Genomic DNA, 23,001 nt, shown 5'->3' with positions numbered 1-23,001 from the left:
TTCAGGCCAGCATGTTGCCGGCAATGATGATGCGTTGAATCTCGCTGGAGCCCTCATAGATGCGCATGATGCGCAGATCGCGGGTGATCCGTTCAATGGGAAAGTCGCGGGTATAGCCATAGCCGCCATGCAGCTGCAGCGCGGTGTCGGCGATCCGGCCCGCCGCCTCGCTGGCCGCAAGCTTGGCCATGGCGGAGGCCAGCGAGAACCGCCCGCCGCCATGCTGCGCCGCGTCGCGCTGGCGCGCGGCATCCTGCGACAAGAGCAGCGCCTGGCGATAGGCCAGGCCCATGTCGGCGATCATCCAGCGGATGCCCTGGCGCTCGGTCAGCCGCTCGCCGCCGATCAGCCGGTCCCTGGCGTAGCCGATGGCGGCGTCCATCGCCGCCCCGGCGAGGCCCAGGCATTGCGCCGCGACCTCGATGCGGCCGTTGTCCAGAACCTGCATGGCGGTGCGAAAACCGCGCCCCTCCTCGCCCAGCAGCGCGTCCTCGGGCAGGTGGCAGTCGATGTTCAGGGCAAAGACATGCCCGCCCTTCAGCCCCATGGTGCGTTCAGGCGGCCCGGCCTCAAGGCCCGGGGTGCCCTTGGGCAGGATGAAGGCCGAGATGCCGCGATGCCCCTTGTCGGGGTCGGTCACAGCATAGAGGATGATGAAATCCGCCACGCCGCCGTTCGAGATGAAGCACTTGCTGCCCTTGATGTGCCAGCCCGCATCGCTGCGCCGCGCGCGGGTCTTCATGTCGGCAGGGTCCGAGCCGGCGGTGGGTTCGGTCAGCGCGAATGCCCCCAGGGCAGCACCACTGGCCGCTTTCGGCAGCCATTCGCGCCTTTGCGCCTCGCTCCCGCCGATCAGGATCGAATCCGTCGCCAGATAATGCGCCGTCAAGGCCGAGGCGGTCGAGCCGCAGGCGCCGGCGACGATCGCCACCGCCCGCAGCAGCGCCGGGGCCGAGATGCCCGGCCCGTGGTGATCCTCGGGCAGGTTCGCGCCCAGCATGCCGGCCTCGGCCAGCACCGCAAGCTGGTCGTGGACAAAGACCGAATTCTCGTCTGTCTCGGCGGCCCTGGGGGCGATCCGCTCGGCGCAGATCCGCGCCAGCACGTCGCAGAACAGCCGCTCCTCCTCGGCCAGCATGTGCCAGTCGTCGCTCATGCCGCCGTCTCCAGTCCCAGACCCGCAAGGATGGCGGCGCGGTCGCCGCCCAGCCGCGGTGCGGATGTCGCGGCGATCGGCTTTTCGCCGTCGAAGCGCACCGGCTGGCCCACGGTCGGCGCCGTGCCCAGAACGGCGTGCGGCAACTGGCTGACCAGCCCGCGCGCCGCGGCGTGATCGCTGGCCGCCGCCTGCGCGATGTCCCAGATCGGCGCCGCCGGCAGGCCGGCGCCCGCCAGTGCCGCCACCGCCTGTTCGGTGCTCAGGCCCCGCGACCAGCCCTCGATCAGGGCCCGGATCTCGGGCTCATGCGCGGTGCGGCCTTCGTCGCTGGCAAAGCGCGGATCCTGCGCGGCCTCGGGTGCGCCGATCAGCGCCGCCAGCGCCGCGAACTGCCGCGCCGACAGAACGGCAATCACCACCTGGCCGTCGCCGGTGGCAAAGCAGCCGAAGGGCGTGGACAGCGGGTGGCGGTTGCCGACCCGCGCCGGCAGCTGCCCGGCATAAAGATGCAGCGCATGGCTGGTGGTCAGCATGGAAAACAGCGCGTCATACATGGCCACATCCAGCGTCGCACCCTGCCCCGTGGCACTCCGCCCGACCAGCGCCGCCATGATCGCCCAGCTGGCGAACAGCCCGGCGATCAGATCGGCCACGCTTTCGCCGGCCTTCAGCGGCGCCCCGCCCTCTTCGCCGGAGGCGGCCATCAGCCCGGACATGGCCTGCACCACCAGATCATAGGCCGGCAGGTCGCGGAACGGCCCCTGCTGGCCAAAGCCCGAGATCGAGCAATAGATCAGCCGCGGATTGGCGGCGCGCAGCGTCTCGGCATCCATGCCCAACCTTGCCGCGACCCCGGGGCGGAAATTCTCGACCACCACATCGACGCGGGCGGCGATGTCTTGCGCCAGCACCAGATCGGCGGGGGCCTTCAGGTCCAGCACCAGGCTTTGCTTGCCGCGGTTGTTCAGGGTGAACAGCGCGCTTTCGCCGTCCTTGAACGGGCCGATATGGCGATAGTCGTCGCCGGCGGGCGGCTCGAGCTTGATGATCTCGGCCCCCAGATCGGCCAGCAGCGCGGTCGCATAGGGCCCGGCCAGCACGCGCGACAGGTCAAGCACCCGAATACCTTGCAAAGGCTTCATGCCCGCAGCTCCGGCGCCAGCGCCGCAAGGCGTTCAAGGATCGCCTTCAGCGTCACGCGCAGCACCGCCGCCTTGGCCTCGTCATAGGCAAAGGGCGGGGCCTCGGTCGCCAGATGCGTCGCTTGCGCCAGTTCCATCTGGATCGCATGCACGCCCGATCCGGGCTGGCCATAGTGGCGCGTGGTCCAGCCGCCCTTGAAGCGGCCGTTCAGCACATGGCTGCGCCCGGTCGCCGCGCAAAGCGCGAACGTGGCCTGTTCGATGCGCATGTCGCAGGAGGCGCCGCTGTTGGTGCCGATGTTGAAATCGGGCAAAGTGCCCTGAAACAGGAAGGGGATATGGCTGCGGATGGAATGGCAGTCGTAAAGCACCGCCACGCCGTGACGCGCCTTGACCCGCGCCAGTTCCGCGGCCAGCGCCGCGTGATAGGGGGCGTGGAACCCGGCCTTGCGCGCCGCGATGTCCGCGGCCGAGGGTTCCGTGTTCCAGATCGCTTCGCCGTCGAAATCGGTCAGCGGCACAAGCCCGGTGGTATTCTGGCCGGGGTAAAGGCTCGCGTCATCGGCGCCGCGGTTGGCGTCGATGACATAGCGGTGGAATGTCGCCCGGACCGTGGTCGCGCCGGGCAAAAGCCCGTCGTAAAGCCGGTGGATGTGCCAGTCGGTATCGGCCAGCACCTGCCCGCGCGCGTTCAGCGCCGCGCGGATTTCCTCGGGCAGATGCGTGCCGGTATGCGGCAGGCCCAGAACGATGGGGCTGTCGCCCTGATGCACCTCGACCGGGGTCACGGGCGCACCTCGTCCAGCAGATGCCCGGGCACCGAGGCGACCAGCACGCCCTCGCTGACGAGACGCGCCATCTCGGCCAGATCGGGGGCCATGTAGCGGTCCTGGCCCAGTGCCGGCACGGTGGTGCGCAGCTTGGCGATCACCGCCTGCAGCGGCGCCGAGGTTTTCAGCGGCGCCCGGAACTCGACGCCCGCGGCGGCACAAAGCGCCTCGATCCCCAGGATATGCGCGAGGTTCGCGTTCATCCGCTTCAGCCGGCGCGCGCCATGCGCGGCCATGGAGACGTGATCCTCCTGATTGGCGCTGGTCGGCGTCGAATCGGTCGAACACGGGTTCGCCAGATGCTTGTTCTCGCTCATCAGCGCGGCCGATGTCACCTCGGCGATCATCAGCCCCGAGTTCAGCCCCGGATCAGGGGTCAGGAAGGGCGGCAGGTCGTGGCTCAGTGCCGGATCGACCATCAGCGCGATGCGGCGCTGGGAAATCGCCCCGATCTCGGCGATGGCCAGCGCGATCTGGTCGGCGGCGAAGGCCACCGGCTCGGCGTGGAAATTCCCGCCCGAGACGATCTGCCCGACCGAGGTCAGCACCAGCGGGTTGTCGGTCGCGGCATTGGCCTCGATCTCCAGCGTACGGGCCACCTGCCACAGCAGGTCGATGCAGGCCCCGGTCACCTGCGGCTGGCAGCGGATGCAATAGGGGTCCTGCACGCGGGTGTCGCCGATCCGATGGCTTTCGCGGATCTCGCTGCCGTCCATCAGCGCGCGGATCGCCCGCGCCGCGGTGATCTGGCCGCGATGACCGCGCAACGTGTGGATCTCATCGAAGAAGGGCGCAGTCGAGCCCATGATCGCGTCGGTGGACAGGGACGAGGTGACCAGCGCCGCCCGCGCCGCGGCGAAGGCGTCAAAGAGGCCAGCCAGCGCGAAGGCGGTCGAGACCTGGGTGCCGTTGATCAGCGCCAGACCCTCTTTCGCCGCCAGCACCACCGGTTTCAGTCCGGCGGCAGCCAGCGCCTCTCCGGCGGGCATCTCGTGGCCCTGATGGGTGGCGCGGCCCTCGCCCAGCATGGCAGCGGCCATATGCGCCAGCGGCGCCAGATCGCCCGAGGCCCCGACCGAGCCCTGCGAGGGGATCACCGGCAAGACGCCCTTGGCCAGCATGGCCTCGATCAGCGCCACCACCTCGGGGCGCACGCCCGAAGCGCCGCGGCCCAGCGACAGCAGTTTCAGCACCATGACCAGGCGCACGGTCTCGGGCTCGACCGGATCGCCCACGCCGCAGCAATGCGACAGGATCAGGTTCCTTTGCAGCGTCGCCGTATCCCCCGCCGCGATCTTGATCGAGGCGAGTTTGCCAAAGCCGGTGTTCACGCCGTAGACCGGCACATCGCCATTGGCCGCGGCGGTGATGCGCTGGGACGAGGCCAGGATGCCGGGCCGGGCGCCGTCGGCCAGGCGCACGGCCGGGCCCTTGCGCCAGACCTGCTCCAGTTGGGCCAGCGTGGTTTCACCGGGGGTAAGGATCAGTTCAGACAATTTCGCCTCCGAGGATGCGTGCGTGAAGCGGGTTGAAGCCGATGCGATAGGTCAGTTCGGCCGGGTGGGTGGCGTCCCAGATTGCCAGGTCGGCGCGCTGGCCGGGGGCGATCCGGCCGCGGTCCTGCAAGCCCAGCGCGGCCGCGGCATGGCGGGTGACGCCGGCCAGGCATTCCGAGGGTGTCATGCGAAACAGCGTCGCCCCCATGTTCATCGTCAGCAGGATCGAGGTCAGCGGCGAGGTGCCGGGGTTGCAATCCGTCGCCAGCGCCATCGGCACACCGGCTTCGCGGAGCGCCGCAATGGGCGGATATTTCGTCTCGCGCAGCGTATAGAAGGCGCCGGGCAGCAGCACCGCCACCGTGCCCGAGGCCGCCATGGCGTCGATGCCGTCCTGGCCCAGCCATTCCAGATGGTCCGCCGAGATCGCGCCATGCCGCGCCGCCATGGCCGCCCCGTGCAGGTCCGAGAGCTGCTCGGCATGCAGCTTGACCGGCAGGCCGAGGCGCTTCGCCTGGTCAAAGATCGCCGATATTTCCTCGGCGGAAAAGGCGATGCCCTCGCAGAACCCGTCCACGGCGTCGATCAGCCCCTCGGCATCGGCGGCCTCCATGCCCTTGATCACCACCTCGCGGATATAACCTTCGCGGTTCTCCCCGTATTCCGGCGGCAAGGCATGGGCGGCCAGCCAGCTGGTGACGACATGGACCGGCCGCGCGCTGCCGATGCGGCGCGCGACACGCAGCATCTTCAGCTCGGTTTCAACGTCCAGACCATAGCCCGACTTGATCTCCAGCGTGGTGACGCCCTCGGCCAGCAGGTGGTCGACCCGGGTCAGCGCCGCGGCCAGCAGCGCATCCTCGTCGGCCTGGCGCGTGGCGCGCACGCTGCTGAGGATGCCGCCGCCGGCGCGGGCGATCTCTTCATAGCCGGCGCCCTCGAGCCGCATCTCGAATTCGCGGGCGCGGTCGCCGCCAAAGACCACATGCGTGTGGCAATCGATCAGCCCCGGCGTGACCAGCCGCCCGCCCAGATCGCGCCCCGGCAGCTGCGCATGCGCCCCGGACAGATCCGACTCGGGTCCGACCCAGGCGATGCGGCCCGATTCGACGACCAGCGCGCCCTGTTCGATCAGGTCGTAACCGGCTGAATTCCCGGCCATCGTGGCGATCCTGGCATTGCGGAAAAGCTGCATCGGCTGGCCCCTGGTTGATTTTCGCTTGCCCTATGTCTAAACTTAATTCATCACTATGTCTAAACTTATTTTCAGCACAGCAAAGGGCGACGGCATGGAAAAGATCTGGGCAGAGCGGGCCTTGCTGCCCGATGGCTGGGCGGAAAATACCTGCGTGACGCTGGACCGGGGCCGAATCGCGGCGGTGGAAACCGGCGCCGCGCCCGAGGGCCGGCGCGTCGGCCTGCTGCTGCCGGCGCTGGCGAACCTGCATTCCCACGCCTTCCAGCGCGCCATGGCCGGCCTGTCGGAAAGCAAGGGCCCCGAGCCGCGCGACACCTTCTGGACCTGGCGCCGGATCATGTATCGCTTCCTCGACCACCTGACCCCCGAGGACATCGAACCCATCGCCGCGCTGGTGCAGATGGAGATGCTGGAGGCCGGCTATGCCACCAATGTCGAGTTCCACTATCTGCACCACCGCCCCGGCGGCGGGCATTACGACAATATCGCGGAAATGGCCGAACGCGTCGCCGCCGCTGCCAGCCGCACCGGCATCGGCCTGACGCTCTTGCCGGTGCATTACCAGTTCGGCGGCGTGGACCGGCGCGCGCTGGCCCCGGGCCAGAACCGCTTCGGCACCGATCCCGAGACGTTCCAGCGCCTGCTGGAGGCATCCGAAGCCGCGCTGGCGCATCTGCCCCCTGACGCCGGCATCGGCGTGGCGCCGCACAGCCTGCGCGCGGTCTCGCCCGAGGGGCTGCGGGCCTGCACCGAACTGCGCCCCACGCGGCCGCTGCACATGCACCTGGCCGAGCAGGTCCCCGAGATCGAGGAAATCAGCGCCGCCTATGGCCGCCGCCCGGTCGAATGGCTGCTGGAGAATTTCGCCCCCGACCGGCGCTGGACCCTGATCCACCTGACCCACATGACCGAGGACGAAACCCGCCGCCTTGCCGCCACCGGCGCCACCGCCGGCCTGTGCCCGATCACCGAATCGAGCCTTGGCGACGGCATCTTCAACGGCACCGGCTGGGCCGAGGCCGGGGGCCGCTACGGCTTCGGCTCGGACAGCAATATCCGCATCTCGCTGACCGAGGAGCTGCGCACCCTGGAATACAGCCAGCGCCTGCGCGACCGCGGCCGCGCGATCCTGGCCACGCCCGAGCGCTCGACCGGAAGGGTGATCTACGAGGCCGGGCTCGACGGCGGCGCCAGCGCGGCGGGGCGCGACACCGGGGCGATCGCGCCCGGGCTCTGGGCCGATCTCTGCGCCGTCGATCTGGCCAATCCGGTCATGGCCGGGCGCGCGGGCGATCAGCTTGTCGACAGCCTGATCTTTGCCGGCCATGACGGGCTGATCAGCGATGTCTGGTCCGCCGGCCGCCATCTGGTCAGCGCCGGCCGGCACCGCGACCACGACCGCATCACCGCCGACTATCTGGCGACCATCGCCCGCGTCCAGGCCCGCATGTGAGCGAGCGTCCCGCCTCCAAGGCCCAGGCCATCAGCAGCGAGGTCCGCCGCCGCATCGTCGACCGCGAATGGCGCCAGGGCGACCGCATCCCCGACGAGGCCGAGCTTGCCATCGAATTCGGCGTCGCCAGGGCCACGGTGAACAAGGCGCTGCAACTTCTGGCCGATGAGGGGCTGCTGGAGCGCCGCCGCCGCGCCGGCACCCATGTCACGGTGAACCCGGCGCGCAAGGCGACGCTGACCATCCCCATCGTGCGCGAACAGATCGAGCAGGCGGGCATGGAATACAGCCACCGCATCGTGGCGCAAAAGCTCAGCCCGCTGCCAGCGGGGGTCGCCGCGCGCATGGCCCTGCCCGAGGGGCAGCGGCTGATCCACCTGCGCACCGTGCATCTGGGCGACGCGCGGCCCTTTCAGCTCGAGGACCGCTGGCTGAACCCGGCGGCGGCCCCCGGTGCCGACAGCGTCGATTTCCGCCGCAGCAGCCCGAACGAATGGCTGGTGCGCAATTTCCCCTGGTCGCGCGCGGAGATGGCCTTTTCGGCGGAAAACGCCAGCGCCCGCGACGCGCGCCTGCTGCAGACCCGGCAGGGCACGGCGCTCTTGATCCTGCAGCGCACCACCTGGAACGACCTCGGCGCCATCACCTCGGTCAGGCTGGCCTTCCACCCCGGCTATCAGATGATCGCCACGCCCTAGCCCCGCTTCACTTTTTCCCCGCCTTGGCCTAAGACGGCGCCAATCCCAAAAAGGAACCCCCATGGCCAGCGCCAATCTCAACATCATGATCAAGGCCGCGCGCAAGGCGGGCCGCAGCCTCGTCAAGGACTTTCGCGAGGTCGAGAACCTACAGGTCTCGGTCAAGGGCGCCGGCGATTTCGTCAGCCGCGCCGACCGCGAGGCCGAGCGCATCGTCAAGGAAGAACTGCGCGCCGCGCGCCCGAACTATGGCTGGATCGGCGAGGAAACCGGCGAGGAGGCCGGCGAGGACCCGACCCGGCGCTGGATCGTCGATCCGCTGGACGGCACCACCAATTTCCTGCACGGCCTGCCGCATTGGGCGGTCTCCATCGCGCTGGAGCACAAGGGCGAGATCGTCGCCGCCGTGGTCTTCGATGCCGCCAAGGACGAGCTGTTCACCGCCGAGCGTGGCGACGGCGCCTTCCTGAACGACCGCCGCATCCGGGTTTCCGCCCGCCGGCAGATGATCGAATCGATCTTTGCCACCGGCATCCCCTTTGCCGGGCGCCCCACCCTGCCCGCCAGCATGCGCGACCTCAGCCGGCTGATGCCGGTTACCGCCGGCGTGCGCCGCTGGGGCGCGGCCTCGCTTGACCTGGCCTATGTCGCCTGCGGCCGCTACGAGGGCTACTGGGAACGCGGGCTCAAGCCCTGGGACATGGCGGCCGGCATCCTGCTGGTCAAGGAGGCCGGCGGTTTCGCCGAATCGATCCGGACCGAGGAAAGCCCGCTGGAAACCGGCGCCATCGTCGCCGGCAACCCACAGATCTGGGACGAATTCGCCGGCATCGTGCGCCAGCGCGACTGATACTTCGTGCGGCAGCGCGGCTGAACCGCGCTTGACCTTTCCCAGGTGGCGGCGCAGGACCGGGCATCCCAGCCTGGAATCCTGCCATGCCAGAGCCCCGCCAGACCGCATCGCCGGCACCTGCCCCGCCCCACGCCGACCGCCAGGGCACGGCGATCCTGATGATCTGTGCCGCCAGCCTGATCTTTGCCGCGCAGGACGGGGTTTCGCGCTATCTCGGTGCGCAATATTCGCCGATCTTCGTGATCATGCTGCGCTACTGGTTCTTTGCCGTCTTCGTGACGCTGCTTTGCGCACGCAGCGCCGGCGGACTCTCCAGGGTGCTGCAGTCGCGCCGGCCGTTCTTGCAGACCGCGCGCGGCGTGCTGCTGGTGGCCGAGGTGGTGGTCACCATCGAGGCCTTCGTGCGGCTGGGGCTGATCAACACCCATGCGGTCTTTGCCTGCTATCCGCTGCTGATCTCGGCGCTCTCGGGCCCGATCCTGGGCGAGCGCGTCGGCTGGCGGCGCTGGCTGGCGGTGGCGGCGGGTTTTCTGGGCATCCTCATCGTGCTGGACCCGACGGCGGGGGTGTTTCGCGCCGATGCCGCCCTGCCCTTCCTGGGCGCGCTGATGTTTGCCGTCTACAGCCTGATGACGCGGCTGGTGGCGCGCGACGACCCGGCCATGGTCAGCTTCTTCTGGACCGGGATCACCGGCTGCATTGCCATCACACTGGTCGGCATCTGGCACTGGCAGAGCGTCGCCGCGCATGACATCCCCTGGCTATTATTGCTGTGCTGCACGGCGGTGATCGGGCATTACCTTCTGATCAAGGCCTATGAACTGGCCGAAGCCTCAAGCCTGCAGCCGTTCTCCTATACGCAGCTGGTCTGGATCAGCCTGTTCGGCGTTACCATCTTTGGCGAGACCCTGGCGCCGAATGTGGTGGTGGGCGGCACCATTGTGATCTCTGCCGGGCTGTTCACCTGGTGGCGGGGGCTGCAGCGCGAGCGGGCGGCGCGGCAGGATCGGGCCCCCTAGGCGGGCCCAGCACCTCGGCCAGCACACCGCCCGCGGCATAGGCCGTCAGCGCCCGCGCCGACATCGCCGGCCGCGCCGAGGCCGCCAGCCGCAGCGGCGGCGGCACCGGCGCCGGCCTGATGCCGCCCCCGGTCAGGTCCCAGCTGGGCACCAGCGGCACCGGTTCGCCCTTGATGCGGGCGCGATAGACCGGCAGCGCCTCGGCCACGCGCATGACATAGTTGCGCGTCTCGTCGAAGGGGATCATCTCGACCCAGTCCACAGGATCGGCGCGGTCGCGCAGGTCGCCAAAATCCTCGAGCCAGCGCGCCGAACGTCCCGGTCCGGCATTGTAGCCCGCCGCCACCAGCGCGATCGAGGGGCCAAAGCGCTGGCGCAGCCCGGCCAGATAGGCCGCGCCCAGCCGGGCGTTATAGGCCGCGTCCCGGGTCAGCCGCGGCTGGTCAAAGGGCTCGCCCAGGCGTCGCGCCATGGCGCGGGCGGTGTCGGGCATGACCTGCATCAGCCCCAGCGCCCCGGCATGCGAGGCGACGGCATGGTTGAACTCGCTCTCGCGCCGGGCGATGGCCATGACCAGTTCGGGCGGCAGGCCCAGATCGGCCCGCTCCAGCCCGGTCAGCGGGAAATAGGCGGCGGGATAGACCACGCCCTTGCCGGCGGCGGCCTTGGCCAGGCGCAGCGCGTGCCAGGGCAGGCGCATTTCCAGCATCATCCGCGCCATGCGGCCGATGTCCTCGGGCGCGGCGCTTTCGGCCAGTTGCATCAGAAAGCGCTGGCCCTGGTCGGGATCGCCCGCGGCGATCAGCCAGACCCCGGCCTGCCACAGCGGCTGCTGGCGCAGCGCGCTGCCGCGCCATTCCGGCAGGTCGCTGCCGTCGGCGCCCGCCCCGGCCAGCGCCGGCTGCATCGCCAGGCCCAGCCGCTCGGCCGCCAGTTGCCCATACCAGGCGGACTGGAACTGCGCCGCACGCGCCAGGGCGGCGCCGGCGCCGGCTTGCTGGCCTGCGGCCTCCAGCGCCCGGCCCTGCCAGTAAAGCGCCCGTGACAGCGAGATCGGGCTGGCCACCGCCTGTTCCAGCGCCCGGAAATGCCCCAGCGCCCGGTCGCTGGCGCCACCGCGCAGCGCCGCATAGCCGGCCAGCCATTCCAGATCGGAAAAGGCATCGCTGCCGGGGGCCAGGAAATGTCCGGCGGCCAGACGCTCGGCCAATCCCCAGTCGCCGCGGCGCAGCGCCGCGCGCGCGTAATCGGCGCGCTTGCCGGCCCAGGCCGCGGGGTCGCGCAGCGCCTCGGCGCTGGTCGAGCGTTCCAGCATCAGATCCTGCGCCAGATCCGGCAGCTTGGCCCAGACCCGCCAGCGAAAGCGGTCCAGCGCCAGGCCGGCATCGGCGCGCTGGCCCTCGGGCAGCGCCAGGATCAGCGCATCGACCCCGCTCTGGCCCGATTGCAGCGCCAGTCGCGCCCGGCCCAGCGCCTGCGCCGGGGCCGAGGCCAGCGGCAGCGCCAGCTGCGCCGCCTGCCATTCCCCCAGGTCCAGCAGCCGCATCAGCCGCGCATCATGCAGATCCGCCACCTGATCGCCATGCGCCGCCAGAAAGGCATCGGCATCGGCCTTGCCCAACGCCTGTTCCGTCCAGAAGCGCCGGGCCTCGGCGCGGGCGGCCTCGGGGTCGCCGGGCCAAAGCGCCGCGACCAGCGCCATGACGCCCGCCAGTGTGTCGGGCCGGCGCGCGCCAAACCAGGTGATGACCTCGGCGGGCGGCAGGTCCGGCGTCAGCAGCGCATCGCCCCGCTTCCAGAACAGCGCCATCCCCGGCCAGTCGCGGTTGCGGGCGGCAAAGTCGCGGTATTCGGGCCAGCTGCCCTGCCCGGCGCGCAGCCGCTGCCACCCGATCAGATCGCTGGAGACCGGCCCCGAGGCCGCGGCCAGAGCCGTCGCCGCCGGCCAGTCGCGCCGGCCGGCCGCGGCCAGCGCCTGCGCCAGCTGCCCGGCATCCTCGGCCCGGGCCGGTGTGCCAAGGCTTGCGGCAAGGGCCAGCACGGCCAAAAGGATCCTGGGGCGCATCGCATGTCTCATGGCCCCAGTTCTGCGGGTTTCCCGCCGGGGCGCAACTCACATCCTTGGCAATCGCGTGCGGCGCATGTATGGCGCGGTATAGGTCAAACTCAGGATACCCACATGTTCAAAGGCTCGCTGCCCGCGCTGGTCACGCCCTTCACCCCGGACGGGGAGCTGGATCTCCCCGCGCTGGAAAAGCTTGTCACCTGGCATGTCGAGCAGGGCAGCCACGGCCTGGTGCCGGTCGGCACCACCGGCGAAAGCCCGACGCTGAGCCATGACGAGCATCGCCTGGTGGTCGAGGAGGTCGTGCGCCTGGCCGCCGGCCGCATCCCGGTCATCGCCGGCGCCGGCTCGAACTCGACGCGCGAGGGCGTGGGCCTTGTGCAGCACGCCCAGGCCGCGGGCGCCGATGCCGCGCTGGTGGTGACGCCCTATTACAACAAGCCGACGCAGGAGGGGCTGATCGCGCATTTCACCGCGCTGCACGACGCCAGCGACCTGCCGATCATCATCTACAACATCCCCGGCCGCTCGGTCATCGACATGATGCCCGAGACCATGGGCGAACTGGCAAAACTGCCGCGCATCGTCGGGGTCAAGGACGCCACCGGCAGGCTTGAGCGCGTGTCGATGCAGCGCGCCGCCTGCGGCGCCGATTTCATCCAGCTGTCGGGCGAGGACGCGACCGCGCTTGGCTTCAACGCCCAGGGCGGGCGCGGCTGCATCTCGGTCACGGCCAATGTGGCGCCAAAGCTTTGCGCCGAGTTCCAGCAGGCGACGCTGGCCGGCGACTATGCGCGCGCGCTGGAATACCAGGACCGGCTGATGCCGCTGCATGTGGCGATTTTCCTTGAGCCGGGGGTCGCGGGGGCGAAATACGCCATGTCGCGGCTGGGCCTGTGCAGCGACCGCGTGCGCCTGCCGCTGGTCGGCCTGACCCCGCCCACGCGCGCGCGCATTGACGCGGCACTTGCCCATGCCGGGCTGATCTGAACCCGCCCAAAGGCCGCCTCCCGGGCGGCCTTTCGCATTGCCGGCCTATTTCGAGGCGGCAAAGACCGCCGACCAGTAGCTGACGCGGCCATCGGGCGACTTGGCATGGCCGATGCCCATGTCCCGGGCCTGGCGCAGCAGCATGTTGGCGCGATGCTTGGACGAGCCGGTCCATGCCTGCATCGTGCCCTCGACCCCAAAGAGCGAGGTCGCGCCGGCGGCGATGTTCTCGGCGATGATGCGCGGCCTGTAGCCCAGGCGCTTGGCCCGCATCTTGGGCCCGGTCGAGGCCGAGCCGCGATGCTCCATCACCCCGCGCGCCGCCATGTCGCAGGCCTGCTGTTCGGCCGCCTGCTGCAGCCGGCTCTCCAGCCGCAAGGGCGCCAGCCCGGCCGAGGCACGCAACGTATTGACATGCCCCAGCGCATAGGCGTTCTGCGCGGGCGTCAGCCCCTGACACCGTGCCTGGCCGGTGACCGAGACCATTACAGGTGCCTGGCCATCGGCGTGCCGGATGCCTTTGGGCATGTCGGACGAGGTGGAAACCGTCGCCACCCCCAGATCGGGCGATGTCTGCGGCACACAACCGGCGGCCAGAACCAGGACAGCAAGTGAAACAAGCGTCTTCATGTACCCTCCAGCAACAATCGTTAACACTGACGCAAACTGCCGGTCGCGGGCGCCGGCTTACCCCTTCCTGTCGACTTGCGGTGGCACGGAATCGGCCGGGGCGTAGGTCGCCCAGACCGTATTCGGTGACGGCGGAGGGATCTCCTGTGGGTGCCAGTTCAGGTGCATGTTCGCCTTGGCGATGAAATAGCCGGTGATCGGCGCAGTCAGGAACAGAAACAGCGTGATCAGCAGCTCGTGCCAGGTCAGCTGCCCGTGGTGAACCGGAAACCAGATCAGCGAGGCGATCAGCACCGCCCCCACCCCCAGTGTCGCCGATTTGGTCGGCGCATGCAGCCGCGTCATCGGGTCTGGCAGCTTGACCAGCCCGTAGGAGCCGACAAAGCCGAAGAATCCCCCCGCGACCAGCAGCACCGAGACGACGAATTCCACGATCATGCCCATGTCCCGACCTATTCGATGATGTCGCCGCGCAGGACGAATTTCGCATAGGCCACGGTCGAGATGAACCCGACCATGGCAAACAGCAGCGAGGCCTCGAAATAGATCGTCGTGCCCTTGTCGATGCCAAACAGCGTCAGCAGCGCGATCATGTTGAGCGCCATCGTGTCCAGCGCCAGCACCCGGTCCGACAGGGCGGGCGCAAAGACCACCCGGTAAAGGCAAAGCAGCAGCGCGAGGCCAAAACAGGCATAGGCAAAGAGCAGCGCGTAAGCGATCATTCGAAGATCTCCTTCAACCGGGCCTCGTAGCGGGTCTTGATCTCGTCGAGGACCCCCTCCGGGTCGGGTGCGTGCAGGCAATGCACCAAGAGCGCGCGCCCGTCCTCGGCCAGGTCGCAGCTGACCGTGCCGGGGGTCAGGGTGATGGTGCCGGCGAGCGCGGCGATGGCCTCGGGGCGGCGCAGTTCCAGCGGCACGGTGATCCAGGCGGGCTGCAGCGCCCGGCGCGGGGTGAACAGCACGACGCGCGCCACCGAGAAATTGGCCTTGACGATGTCATGCAGCGCGATCGCCAGATAGGCCGGCACCTTGCCCGGGCGGCTGAAGCCATGCGCCCCCGGCCAGTAGGGCGCGGTCATCAGCGGCAGCACGATGCCGATGATCGCGGCAAAGACCAGCGAACCCCAGGCCCAGCGATTGACCAACCCCAGCCAGACCAGCATCAGCACCAGTGAAAGCCAGGGATGGGGAAAGATGCGGCGGATCATTTCACCCCCTCCTGCGCGTCGAGCACGGCCGAGAGATAGGCCGAGGGCTCATGCAGCTGCGCGGCCACGGCCTGCGCCATCTCCATCGCCGGTCCGGCCAGCACGGTCAGCGCCACGATGCCCGCGATGAGCAGCGCCACGGCGGCGAATGCCAGCCAGGGCGCCGGCGCGTCGCCAAGGTCCTGGACCAGTTCCCCGGGTTCCAACCGGGGCGCGATCGGGCCGGGGCGCGGCGGCGCGGCCGGCACGGGCCGGGCCGGGACCGGCAGCCCCTGGCCCTTCCAGAACAGCAGCGAGCCCGCCCGCGTCATGCCGTAAAGCGCGATCAGCGAACTGACCAGGATCGTGGTCCAGATCAGCGCCACGCTGGCGCTGTCCTGCACCGCCTGCATCACCAGCAGCTTGCCCACGAAGCCCGAGAAGGGCGGCAGCCCGACCACCGCGATGGCGATGGCAAAGAACAGCGCCGCGATCAGCCCCTGCCCCGGCATCACCGCCGCCGGCCGCAGCCACAGATCGCCGCGCCGCGCCCCGATCATGTCCACGATCAGAAACAGCGCCCCCGCCGACAGCGTCGAATGCAGCAGGTAATAGATCGCCGCCGCCGTCGCCTGCGGGGTGAACTGCGCCACCGCGATCATCAGCGTCCCGATCGAGCCGATGGCCGCGAAGGCCGCCAGCCGACCGATATGGCGCGTGCCGAGGATGCCGATCTGGCCGATGGCCAGCGTGAACAGCGCCGCCGGCGCCAGAAGGTCCATGACCACGGTCTCGATCACCGCGTCCTGCGGAAACACCAGGGTAAAGAAGCGGATGATGCCATAGACCCCCACCTTGGTCATGATGGCAAACAGCGCCGCCACCGGCCCCGGCGCATTGGCATAGGTCGCGGGCAGCCAGAAATGCAGCGGCACCAGCGCCGCCTTGACGGCAAAGACCAGCATCAGAAGCACCGCGCCGGCGCGCAGCAGCGCCGTGTCGCTGGCCGGCATCTGCGCCACACGCGCCGCCATGTCGGCCATGTTCAGCGTGCCGGTCACGGCATAGAGCACCCCCAGCGCCACCAGAAACAGCGTCGAGCCCGCCAGGTTGTAGGCGATGTATTGCACACCGGCGCGCAGCCGCATCTCGCCGCCGCCATGGATCATCAGCCCGTAGCTGGCGATCAGCAGCACCTCGAAGAACACGAACAGGTTGAAGGCGTCGCCGGTCAGGAAGGCACCGCAGACGCCCATCAGCTGGAATTGCCACAGGGCATGGAAATGCCAGCCCTTGCGGTCCCAGCCCGAGCCCACGGCGTAAAGCTGCACCACCAGCGCCAGCACCGCGGTCAGCAGCACCATCAGCGCCGACAGCCGGTCCAGCATCAGCACGATGCCGAAGGGCGCCGCCCAGTTGCCCAGGCGATAGACCTGCACCTCGCCGCTGCCGGCCAGTGCGTGCAGGTACAGCCCGACCACCACCAGCAGCGCCGTGGCGCCGACGGAAAACACCCGCTGCAGCATCAGGTCGTTGCGCATCCACATGATGATCAGCGGCCCGATGACGGCGGGCAGGACCACGGGGGCGATGATCAGATGGCTCATGCGTCGCGGTCCTTGCCCTGCAGCGGCGGGATGCGGTCGGCGCGCGGCATGTCCACGCGGTCGTCGCCGCCCTCGAGGAAAGCCCCCAGCGCCATCATCACCACCACCGCCGTCATGCCGAAGGAGATCACGATCGCGGTCAGCACCAGCGCCTGCGGCAGCGGGTCGGTATAGGCGGTCGCACTCTTGCTGAGGATCGGCGGCGCATTGACCACCAGCCGCCCGCTCGAGAACAGGAACAGGTTGATCGCATAGCTGAGCATGGTCATGCCCAGCACCACCGCGAAGGTACGCAGCCGCAGGATCAGATAGACCCCGGCCGCGGTCAGCATGCCAATTGCGCTTGCCAGCAGAAGTTCCATCAGCCTTGCCTCGGTCCGGTGCTGGGGTCGATGTCGATCGGATGGCGGTTCACCGTCTCTCCGGCCTGCCGCGAGATGCGCGAGAGCGAGTTCAGCGCCAGCATCACCGCGCCCAGCACGCACAGGAACACGCCAAGGTCAAAGCCCATGGCCGAGGCCAGTTCGAATTCCTCGAGCCCGGGCAGCTTCACATAGCCATAAGTCGAGGTCAGGAAGGGCAGGCCCGCAAACCAGGCGCCCAGCCCGGTGATGCCCGCGGCGATGACGCCGGCGCCGATCAGCGCGTGATAGTTGATCTTCTGCCGCTCTTGCGCCCAGACAAAGCCCGAGGCCATGTATTGCGACAGAAGCGCGATCGACACCACCAGGCCGGCGATGAAGCCGCCGCCCGGCGCGTTGTGCCCGCGCAGGAAGATATAGAGCCCGACCACCAGCGTGATCGGCAGCACCAGCCGCGTCGCTACCACCAGCAGCAGCGGGTGACGGTCGCCGGCGCGGCGGCTGTCATGGACCCAGTTGCGCAGCCGCTTGCCGCTGGCGCCGACCAGCAGCGTCTCGGTCAGGGCGAAGATGGTCAGGGCGGCGATGCCCAGCACGGTGATCTCGCCGAATGTGTCATAGCCGCGGAAATCGACCAGAATCACGTTCACCACATTGTCGCCGCCGCCCAGACTGTGGCTGTTGGCCAGCATGTAGCCGGCGATCGACGGGAAGGCCGGGTCCGAGCGCATCACGACATAGGCCAGCGCCCCGAAGCCAAGCCCGGCCAGCGTGGCGACAAAGGCATCCATGGCCCGCCTGCGGTCGCGGCTTTCCACATGGGTCAGCTTGGGCAGGAAGTTCAACGCCAAGAGCAGCAGCATCACCGTCACCACCTCGACCGAGATCTGGGTCAGCGCCAGGTCCGGGGCGGAAAGATAGATGAAGCCCACTGAGACCATCAGCCCGATGATGCCCACCAGCACCAGAGCCAGGATGCGCCGGCGATGCACCGAGACCATGACGCAGGTCGCCACCATCAGCGCCAGCCAGCCGACCAGCGGCACCGGCTGGATCGGCAGCATCGGCCGCGTCGCCCCGGGATAGGCGCCGGTCGAGAAGGCCCAGAGACCGCACAGCACCACGGTCAGGGTGAAGGCCGCCAGCGCCCGCGCCATCGAGCCGTTGGTCAGCCGCTCGGTGAAGGCCTGCGACAGGCAGGTGCTGATCGCGCAGAGCCCCTCGAAGATGCGCTTGGCATCGGGCCGCGCCACCCGGTCGCGCAGCGCGTGCATGCGCGGGTTCGCCACCAGCAGCGCCACGCCGCCCGCCACCGCCAGTACCGACAGCAGCAGCGCCGGCGTCACCCCGTGCCACAGCGCGAAATGCGGGTGCGGTTGCGCGCCGGTGACGGCGCCGGCCGCGGCCTCGACCAGCCACAGGGTCAGCGCGTTGGGAAAGAGCCCGATCGCCACCACCAGCACCGCCAGCAGCCCCGGCGCCGCCCAGAGGCCAAAGCCCGGATCATGCGGATGGTGCGGATAGTCGTGACGCGGCGGGCCGGCAAAGACCTGCCACAGGAAGCGCAGCGAATAGCCGACCGAAAAGGCCGCGCCCAGCGTGGCCATGGCCGCCATCAGCCAGCCGCTGCCCTGCCAGCTGGCCTGCGTCGCCGCCTCAAGCATCAGCTCCTTGGTCAGGAAGCCGTTCAGCGGCGGGATCCCGGCCATGGACAGCGCGGTGATCGTGCCGATGGCGCAGGTCACCGGCATCAGCCGCCGCAGCCCCCCGAGCCGCGCGATCGAGCGCGTGCCGGCCTCATGGTCGACGATGCCGGCGACCATGAACAGCGCCGCCTTGAAGGTGGCGTGGTTGATGATGTGAAACACCGCCGCCACCGCCGCCGCCTCGGTGCCGAAACCCAGCAGCATGGTGACCAGCCCCAGATGCGAGACGGTGGAGAATGCCAGCAGCGATTTCAGGTCGTCGCGGAACAGCGCGATCCAGGCGCCCAGCACCATGGTCACCAGCCCGGTGGTGGCGACCAGATAGAACCATTCCGGCGTGCCCGACAGCACCGGCCAGAGCCGCGCCATCAAGAACAGCCCGGCCTTCACCATGGTCGCGGAATGCAGATAGGCCGAGACCGGCGTTGGCGCGGCCATGGCATGGGGCAGCCAGAAATGGAACGGGAACTGCGCCGACTTGCTGAAGGCGCCCAGCAGGATCAGCAACAGCGCCGGCAGGTAAAGCGGGCTGGCCTGCACCGCCTCGCGCGCCTGCACGATGTCGCCCAGGTCAAAGCTGCCGGCGATGCGCCCCAGGATCAGCATGCCGGCGATCATCGCCAGCCCGCCCATGCCGGTCACGGTCAGCGCCATGCGCGCGCCCTGCCGCCCCTCGGGCAGGTGCTTCCAGTAGCCGATCAGCAGGAAGGACGACAGCGAGGTCAGTTCCCAGAACACCAGCAGCAGCAGGATGTTGTCCGACAGCACGATGCCCAGCATCGCGCCCTGAAACAGCATCAGATAGCAGTAGAACTGCCCGACCGGATCCTGGCGCGACAGATAGTGCCGGGCATAGAGGATGATCAGCAGCCCGATGCCCAGGATCAGGATGCCGAACAGCAGCCCCAGCCCGTCAATGCGGAAATTCGCGTTCAGCCCCAGCGCCGGCAGCCATTGTAGCCGCGCGGTGACCGCCTCGCCCGCGACGATGGCCGGGATGTGCAGGCACAGGCCCAGCAGCGCGATGCCGGTCACCGTGGCGCAGGCCGTCGCCGCGACGGCGCGTCCCGAGCGGATCAGCAGCCCGGGGAATAGCGCGCCGATGAAGGGCAGCACGGCAATCAGTGCAGGCGACATTTTCCCCCTCCCAAGGTTGACCACCTCTCTCGGAACTGTGAAGGCACTTGTCAAGTCGCCGACAAAGCCGCTAGGCGATGTTCGCCTTTCGTGCTAGCGATTTGCAAAAAGCAGGGACGAGGCATGAAGATCATCGGCATAGACCCCGGGTTGCGCAACATGGGCTGGGGCGTGATCGCGGTTGACGGACCGCGGCTGCGGCATCTGGAAAACGGTATCATCCATTCCGACTCGGGGGCGCTGGGGCCGCGGCTGGTGGCGCTTTATCGCGGTCTTGCGGCGGTGATCGCGCGGCACCGGCCGGATTCGGCCGCGGTCGAGCAGACCTTCGTCAACAAGGACGCGGCCGGCACGCTGAAACTGGGCCAGGCGCGCGGCATCGCCCTGCTGGCGCCGGCCGAGGCCGGGCTGGAGATCGGCGAATACGCCCCGAATGCGGTCAAGAAGGCGGTGGTCGGCGTCGGCCATGCCGGCAAGGAACAGATCCAGCACATGGTGCGCTTCATGCTGCCGGGGGTGGAATTCGCCGGGCCGGACGCCGCCGATGCGCTGGCGGTGGCGATCTGCCACGCCCATCACAGCCAGGGCCGCGCCCTGCGCCTCAAGGTGACGGCATGATCGGGCGCATCGCCGGCATCATCCTGCACCGGGCGCAGGACCATGTGCTGATCGACGTGCGTGGCGTCGGCTATATCGTGCATGTCAGCGAGCGCACCGCCGCCGGCCTGCCCGCCGCCGGCCAGGCGACGGCGCTTTATACCGAACTCATGGTGCGCGAGGATCTGCTGCAGCTCTTCGGCTTTCCGACGCTGCTGGAGAAGGAATGGCACCGGCTGCTCGTCTCGGTGCAGGGGGTGGGCGCCAGGGTGGCGCTGGCGATCCTCGGCACGCTGGGGCCCGAGGGGCTGGCGCGCGCGCTGGCACTGGGCGACTGGTCGGCGCTGCGCAAGGCCCCCGGGGTCGGCCCGAAACTGGCGCAGCGCGTGGCGATGGAACTCAAGGACAAGGCGCCGGCGGTGATGGCGCTGGGCGGGGCGCTGACCGTCGATCCCGGCCCGCTGCCCGAACCCGGCCCCGACCCGCAATCCACCCTTCCCGTCCCGACACCGGCACGGCCGGCCGCGGCGCAGGTGACGGCGGATGCGCTCTCGGCCTTGGGCAATCTCGGCTATGCCCCCGCCGAGGCCGCGGCGGCCGTGGCCGAAGCCGCCACCCGGGAACCCGGTGCCACGACGCCGGGTTTGATCCGCGCCGCCCTGCGGCTTCTGGCCCCCAAGGAATAGCAAGATGACCGGAAACCTGCGCACCTTCGTGCTGATGGCCGCCCTGACCGCACTGCTGATGGCCATGGGCGGGCTGATCGGCGGCCAGGGCGGCATGGCGCTCGCCCTGGTGCTGGCCGGAGCGGGCAACCTGTTCGCCTGGTGGAACAGCGACAAGCTGGTGCTGCGCCAGCACGGCGCCCGGCAGGTCGGCCGCGCCGAGGCGCCGCAACTGGTCGACATGGTCGCGGAACTTGCGCAGCGCGCCGGCCTGCCCATGCCAAAGGTCTATGTGCTGGAAACCGAACAGCCCAATGCCTTCGCCACCGGCCGCAACCCCGAGAACGCCGCCGTCGCGGTGACCCGCGGCCTCATCGGGATGCTGACCCGCGACGAGCTGGCGGGGGTGATCGCGCATGAGCTGGCCCATATCCGGCATCGCGACACCCTGACCATGACCGTCACCGCCACCATGGCCGGCGCCATCGCCATGCTGGGCAACATGCTGATGTTTTCCAGCCTGTTCGGCGGACGCGACGACAATCGCGGCGGCGGGCTGGCGGGGATCCTCGCGATGATCTTCGCGCCCATGGCGGCAGGCATGGTGCAGATGGCGATCTCGCGCGCCCGCGAATACGAGGCCGACCGGCTGGGCGCCGAGATCAGCGGCCAGCCGCTGGCGCTGGCCTCGGCGCTTGCGCGCATTTCCGGGGCGGCGGGCGAGGTGCTGAATACAGCCGCGGAACGCAATCCGGCCTCGGCCAGCATGTTCATCGTGAACCCCCTGCACGGGCTGCGCATGGACCGGCTGTTTTCCACCCATCCCGCCACCGAGGAGCGCATCGCCCGGCTGCGCGCCATGGCCGGCAGTGCGGATCCCGGCGCGGGCTTTGGCGCCTCGCGCATCCCCAGGACCGGCGGCACCGACCCCGGGCCATGGGGCCGCGCATGAGCCAGCCCGACCCGATGCTTCGCCCCGAACCGATCGAGAGCGACGGCGAGGACCGCGCGATGCGCCCGCAGATGCTTTCGGATTTCGTCGGCCAGGCCGAGGCGCGGGCCAATCTGCGCGTCTTCATCGAAAGCGCGCGCATGCGCGGCCAGGCCATGGACCACACGCTGTTTCACGGCCCCCCCGGCCTTGGCAAGACCACGCTGGCGCAGATCATGGCGCGCGAGCTGGGGGTGAATTTCAAGATGACCTCGGGGCCGGTGCTGGCCCGCGCCGGCGATCTGGCGGCGATCCTGACCAATCTGGAATCCCGCGACGTGCTCTTTATCGACGAGATCCACCGCATGAACCCGGCGGTCGAGGAAATCCTTTACCCGGCGATGGAGGATTTCGAGCTGGACCTGGTGATCGGCGAGGGCCCCGCCGCGCGCACCGTCCGCATCGAATTGCAACCCTTTACCCTGGTCGGCGCCACCACGCGGCTGGGCCTTTTGACCACGCCCCTGCGCGACCGTTTCGGCATCCCGACAAGGCTGCAATTCTACACCATCGACGAGCTTGACCTGATCGTGACGCGCGGCGCCCGCCTTCTGGGCATCCCGTCCGAGCCCGAGGGCACGCGCGAGATCGCGCGCCGCGCCCGCGGCACGCCGCGCATCGCCGGCAGGCTGCTGCGCCGGGTCATCGACTTTGCCCTGGTCGAGGGCGACGGCCGCCTGACGCGCGCGATCGCGGATTCCGCCCTGACCCGGCTGGGGGTCGACCACATCGGCCTCGACAGCGCCGACCGCCGCTATCTGACGCTGATCGCCGAGCATTACGGCGGCGGCCCGGTCGGGGTCGAGACGCTTTCGGCAGCGCTTTCGGAAAGCCGCGACGCCATCGAGGAGGTGATCGAACCCTATCTGATGCAGCAGGGCCTGGTCAGCCGCACCCCGCGCGGGCGCATGCTGGCCCGGCTGGGCTGGCGTCACCTGGGCCTTGACGCGCCGCGCAGCCAGGACAGCCTGTTCGACGACTGAACTGCGGCCCCGCGCCCGTGCCGGCATGTCGCCATGCTGCAAGGCGGGATGGCCCCGGCCTGACGCCCCCCTTCCCGGCATGTAAAGGCCCGCCCCTTTCGGGGCGGGCCTGGCATCGTGATATCCCCGAGGGGATCACCCGATGAAGAGCTGAATTACTTCAGGATCTTGGCCACCACGCCGGCGCCGACGGTGCGGCCGCCTTCGCGGATGGCGAAGCGCAGCTTCTCT

Annotated in this window: 23 protein-coding genes; 9 read left to right on the top strand and 14 right to left on the bottom strand. The window is 69.4% G+C overall.

From position 1 onward, the window contains the following. Window position 1: 1 nt before the first annotated feature. The 5 genes from WMK75_RS10590 to hutI are packed head-to-tail and all read right to left on the bottom strand — an operon-like array spanning window position 2 to window position 5,822. A complete protein-coding gene (locus WMK75_RS10590; RefSeq protein WP_347267645.1) occupies window positions 2–1,156 on the bottom strand; it encodes an acyl-CoA dehydrogenase family protein in 1,155 nt (384 codons plus the stop codon). Beyond that, window positions 1,153–2,301, bottom strand: a complete 1,149-nt coding sequence (locus WMK75_RS10585; RefSeq protein ID WP_347267644.1) for a CoA transferase — start codon at window positions 2,299–2,301, stop codon at window positions 1,153–1,155. Before WMK75_RS10585 ends, WMK75_RS10590 begins: the two co-directional genes overlap by 4 nt. After that, window positions 2,298–3,089, bottom strand: coding sequence for an N-formylglutamate deformylase (gene hutG / locus WMK75_RS10580; RefSeq protein WP_347267643.1), 792 nt, complete (start codon window positions 3,087–3,089; stop codon window positions 2,298–2,300). The genes WMK75_RS10585 and hutG overlap by 4 nt, the downstream gene beginning before the upstream one ends. Next, window positions 3,086–4,627: a histidine ammonia-lyase gene (gene hutH / locus WMK75_RS10575; RefSeq protein WP_347267642.1), complete on the bottom strand. Its 1,542-nt coding sequence runs from the start codon at window positions 4,625–4,627 to the stop codon at window positions 3,086–3,088. The genes hutG and hutH overlap by 4 nt, the downstream gene beginning before the upstream one ends. Continuing rightward, window positions 4,620–5,822 (bottom strand): imidazolonepropionase, encoded by a 1,203-nt coding sequence (gene hutI, locus WMK75_RS10570; protein ID WP_347267641.1) that lies wholly within the window; start codon window positions 5,820–5,822, stop codon window positions 4,620–4,622. The genes hutH and hutI overlap by 8 nt, the downstream gene beginning before the upstream one ends. A 94-nt stretch (window positions 5,823–5,916) precedes the next feature. Here hutI and WMK75_RS10565 point away from each other — a divergent pair, with 94 nt between their 5' ends. From WMK75_RS10565 to WMK75_RS10550, 4 genes are all read left to right on the top strand, one after another. Then, entirely contained in the window at window positions 5,917–7,278 is a 1,362-nt protein-coding gene (locus WMK75_RS10565; RefSeq protein WP_347267640.1) for a formimidoylglutamate deiminase, read from the top strand. Continuing rightward, window positions 7,275–7,976, top strand: coding sequence for a UTRA domain-containing protein (locus WMK75_RS10560; RefSeq protein WP_347267639.1), 702 nt, complete (start codon window positions 7,275–7,277; stop codon window positions 7,974–7,976). Before WMK75_RS10565 ends, WMK75_RS10560 begins: the two co-directional genes overlap by 4 nt. 61 nt (window positions 7,977–8,037) lie before the next feature. Beyond that, window positions 8,038–8,826: an inositol monophosphatase family protein gene (locus WMK75_RS10555; protein WP_347267638.1), complete on the top strand. Its 789-nt coding sequence runs from the start codon at window positions 8,038–8,040 to the stop codon at window positions 8,824–8,826. 86 nt (window positions 8,827–8,912) lie between these two features. After that, window positions 8,913–9,848, top strand: coding sequence for a DMT family transporter (locus WMK75_RS10550; protein ID WP_347267637.1), 936 nt, complete (start codon window positions 8,913–8,915; stop codon window positions 9,846–9,848). Here WMK75_RS10550 and WMK75_RS10545 read toward each other — a convergent pair. Further along, on the bottom strand, window positions 9,790–11,913 hold the full coding sequence (locus tag WMK75_RS10545; RefSeq protein ID WP_347267636.1) for a lytic transglycosylase domain-containing protein: 2,124 nt from the start codon (window positions 11,911–11,913) through the stop codon (window positions 9,790–9,792). The genes WMK75_RS10550 and WMK75_RS10545 overlap by 59 nt on opposite strands. A 114-nt stretch (window positions 11,914–12,027) precedes the next feature. Here WMK75_RS10545 and dapA point away from each other — a divergent pair, with 114 nt between their 5' ends. Further along, complete coding sequence (dapA, locus tag WMK75_RS10540; RefSeq protein ID WP_347267635.1) at window positions 12,028–12,903, top strand: 4-hydroxy-tetrahydrodipicolinate synthase; 876 nt, start codon at window positions 12,028–12,030, stop codon at window positions 12,901–12,903. 45 nt (window positions 12,904–12,948) lie between these two features. On the opposite strand, the gene WMK75_RS10535 is transcribed toward dapA, so the two are convergent. From WMK75_RS10535 to WMK75_RS10505, 7 genes are read right to left on the bottom strand one after another with little or no spacing between them, the layout of a single operon-like run. Beyond that, entirely contained in the window at window positions 12,949–13,533 is a 585-nt protein-coding gene (locus WMK75_RS10535; RefSeq protein ID WP_347267634.1) for a CAP domain-containing protein, read from the bottom strand. 57 nt (window positions 13,534–13,590) lie between these two features. Continuing rightward, on the bottom strand, window positions 13,591–13,971 hold the full coding sequence (locus tag WMK75_RS10530) for a Na+/H+ antiporter subunit G (RefSeq protein WP_347267633.1): 381 nt from the start codon (window positions 13,969–13,971) through the stop codon (window positions 13,591–13,593). A 14-nt stretch (window positions 13,972–13,985) separates the two neighbouring features. After that, a complete protein-coding gene (locus WMK75_RS10525) occupies window positions 13,986–14,255 on the bottom strand; it encodes a K+/H+ antiporter subunit F (protein WP_347267632.1) in 270 nt (89 codons plus the stop codon). Then, complete coding sequence (locus tag WMK75_RS10520) at window positions 14,252–14,743, bottom strand: Na+/H+ antiporter subunit E (RefSeq protein ID WP_347267631.1); 492 nt, start codon at window positions 14,741–14,743, stop codon at window positions 14,252–14,254. Before WMK75_RS10520 ends, WMK75_RS10525 begins: the two co-directional genes overlap by 4 nt. Then, window positions 14,740–16,329, bottom strand: a complete 1,590-nt coding sequence (locus WMK75_RS10515; protein ID WP_347267630.1) for a monovalent cation/H+ antiporter subunit D — start codon at window positions 16,327–16,329, stop codon at window positions 14,740–14,742. The genes WMK75_RS10520 and WMK75_RS10515 overlap by 4 nt, the downstream gene beginning before the upstream one ends. Then, a complete protein-coding gene (locus WMK75_RS10510) occupies window positions 16,326–16,691 on the bottom strand; it encodes a Na+/H+ antiporter subunit C (RefSeq protein WP_347267629.1) in 366 nt (121 codons plus the stop codon). Before WMK75_RS10510 ends, WMK75_RS10515 begins: the two co-directional genes overlap by 4 nt. Beyond that, window positions 16,691–19,534, bottom strand: coding sequence for a monovalent cation/H+ antiporter subunit A (locus WMK75_RS10505; RefSeq protein WP_347267628.1), 2,844 nt, complete (start codon window positions 19,532–19,534; stop codon window positions 16,691–16,693). Before WMK75_RS10505 ends, WMK75_RS10510 begins: the two co-directional genes overlap by 1 nt. Before the next feature lie 123 nt (window positions 19,535–19,657). On the opposite strand from WMK75_RS10505, the gene ruvC reads away from it, so the two are divergent. The 4 genes from ruvC to ruvB are packed head-to-tail and all read left to right on the top strand — an operon-like array spanning window position 19,658 to window position 22,770. After that, complete coding sequence (gene ruvC / locus WMK75_RS10500) at window positions 19,658–20,152, top strand: crossover junction endodeoxyribonuclease RuvC (protein WP_347267627.1); 495 nt, start codon at window positions 19,658–19,660, stop codon at window positions 20,150–20,152. Beyond that, on the top strand, window positions 20,149–20,817 hold the full coding sequence (gene ruvA, locus WMK75_RS10495) for a Holliday junction branch migration protein RuvA (RefSeq protein ID WP_347267626.1): 669 nt from the start codon (window positions 20,149–20,151) through the stop codon (window positions 20,815–20,817). The genes ruvC and ruvA overlap by 4 nt, the downstream gene beginning before the upstream one ends. Window positions 20,818–20,821: 4 nt before the next feature. Next, a complete protein-coding gene (htpX, locus tag WMK75_RS10490; RefSeq protein ID WP_347267625.1) occupies window positions 20,822–21,748 on the top strand; it encodes a zinc metalloprotease HtpX in 927 nt (308 codons plus the stop codon). Next, a complete protein-coding gene (ruvB, locus tag WMK75_RS10485) occupies window positions 21,745–22,770 on the top strand; it encodes a Holliday junction branch migration DNA helicase RuvB (RefSeq protein WP_347267624.1) in 1,026 nt (341 codons plus the stop codon). The genes htpX and ruvB overlap by 4 nt, the downstream gene beginning before the upstream one ends. A 155-nt stretch (window positions 22,771–22,925) precedes the next feature. Here the strand turns inward: ruvB and WMK75_RS10480 are convergent. Continuing rightward, window positions 22,926–23,001 (bottom strand): hypothetical protein (locus tag WMK75_RS10480; protein WP_347267661.1); only part of this gene is annotated, 76 nt, incomplete at its 5' end.

It is taken from the genome of Paracoccus sp. (in: a-proteobacteria), assembly GCF_039808215.1.
GTDB lineage: Bacteria > Pseudomonadota > Alphaproteobacteria > Rhodobacterales > Rhodobacteraceae > Paracoccus.
The sequence above is the reverse complement of the archived record's forward strand: the minus strand, read 5'-3'. Positions and strand labels throughout refer to the sequence as shown.

What these genes read in the sequence shown, in the direction of transcription:
- WMK75_RS10590 (WP_347267645.1), bottom strand. Translation starts at nt 1,156, where the DNA reads ATGAGCGACGACTGGCACATGCTGGCCGAGGAGGAGCGGCTGTTCTGC.
- WMK75_RS10585 (WP_347267644.1), bottom strand. Translation starts at nt 2,301, where the DNA reads ATGAAGCCTTTGCAAGGTATTCGGGTGCTTGACCTGTCGCGCGTGCTG.
- hutI (WP_347267641.1), bottom strand. Translation starts at nt 5,822, where the DNA reads ATGCAGCTTTTCCGCAATGCCAGGATCGCCACGATGGCCGGGAATTCA.
- WMK75_RS10565 (WP_347267640.1), top strand. Translation starts at nt 5,917, where the DNA reads ATGGAAAAGATCTGGGCAGAGCGGGCCTTGCTGCCCGATGGCTGGGCG.
- WMK75_RS10555 (WP_347267638.1), top strand. Translation starts at nt 8,038, where the DNA reads ATGGCCAGCGCCAATCTCAACATCATGATCAAGGCCGCGCGCAAGGCG.
- WMK75_RS10550 (WP_347267637.1), top strand. Translation starts at nt 8,913, where the DNA reads ATGCCAGAGCCCCGCCAGACCGCATCGCCGGCACCTGCCCCGCCCCAC.
- WMK75_RS10545 (WP_347267636.1), bottom strand. Translation starts at nt 11,913, where the DNA reads ATGCGCCCCAGGATCCTTTTGGCCGTGCTGGCCCTTGCCGCAAGCCTT.
- dapA (WP_347267635.1), top strand. Translation starts at nt 12,028, where the DNA reads ATGTTCAAAGGCTCGCTGCCCGCGCTGGTCACGCCCTTCACCCCGGAC.
- WMK75_RS10535 (WP_347267634.1), bottom strand. Translation starts at nt 13,533, where the DNA reads ATGAAGACGCTTGTTTCACTTGCTGTCCTGGTTCTGGCCGCCGGTTGT.
- WMK75_RS10530 (WP_347267633.1), bottom strand. Translation starts at nt 13,971, where the DNA reads ATGATCGTGGAATTCGTCGTCTCGGTGCTGCTGGTCGCGGGGGGATTC.
- WMK75_RS10525 (WP_347267632.1), bottom strand. Translation starts at nt 14,255, where the DNA reads ATGATCGCTTACGCGCTGCTCTTTGCCTATGCCTGTTTTGGCCTCGCG.
- WMK75_RS10520 (WP_347267631.1), bottom strand. Translation starts at nt 14,743, where the DNA reads ATGATCCGCCGCATCTTTCCCCATCCCTGGCTTTCACTGGTGCTGATG.
- WMK75_RS10515 (WP_347267630.1), bottom strand. Translation starts at nt 16,329, where the DNA reads ATGAGCCATCTGATCATCGCCCCCGTGGTCCTGCCCGCCGTCATCGGG.
- WMK75_RS10510 (WP_347267629.1), bottom strand. Translation starts at nt 16,691, where the DNA reads ATGGAACTTCTGCTGGCAAGCGCAATTGGCATGCTGACCGCGGCCGGG.
- WMK75_RS10505 (WP_347267628.1), bottom strand. Translation starts at nt 19,534, where the DNA reads ATGTCGCCTGCACTGATTGCCGTGCTGCCCTTCATCGGCGCGCTATTC.
- ruvC (WP_347267627.1), top strand. Translation starts at nt 19,658, where the DNA reads ATGAAGATCATCGGCATAGACCCCGGGTTGCGCAACATGGGCTGGGGC.
- ruvA (WP_347267626.1), top strand. Translation starts at nt 20,149, where the DNA reads ATGATCGGGCGCATCGCCGGCATCATCCTGCACCGGGCGCAGGACCAT.
- htpX (WP_347267625.1), top strand. Translation starts at nt 20,822, where the DNA reads ATGACCGGAAACCTGCGCACCTTCGTGCTGATGGCCGCCCTGACCGCA.
- ruvB (WP_347267624.1), top strand. Translation starts at nt 21,745, where the DNA reads ATGAGCCAGCCCGACCCGATGCTTCGCCCCGAACCGATCGAGAGCGAC.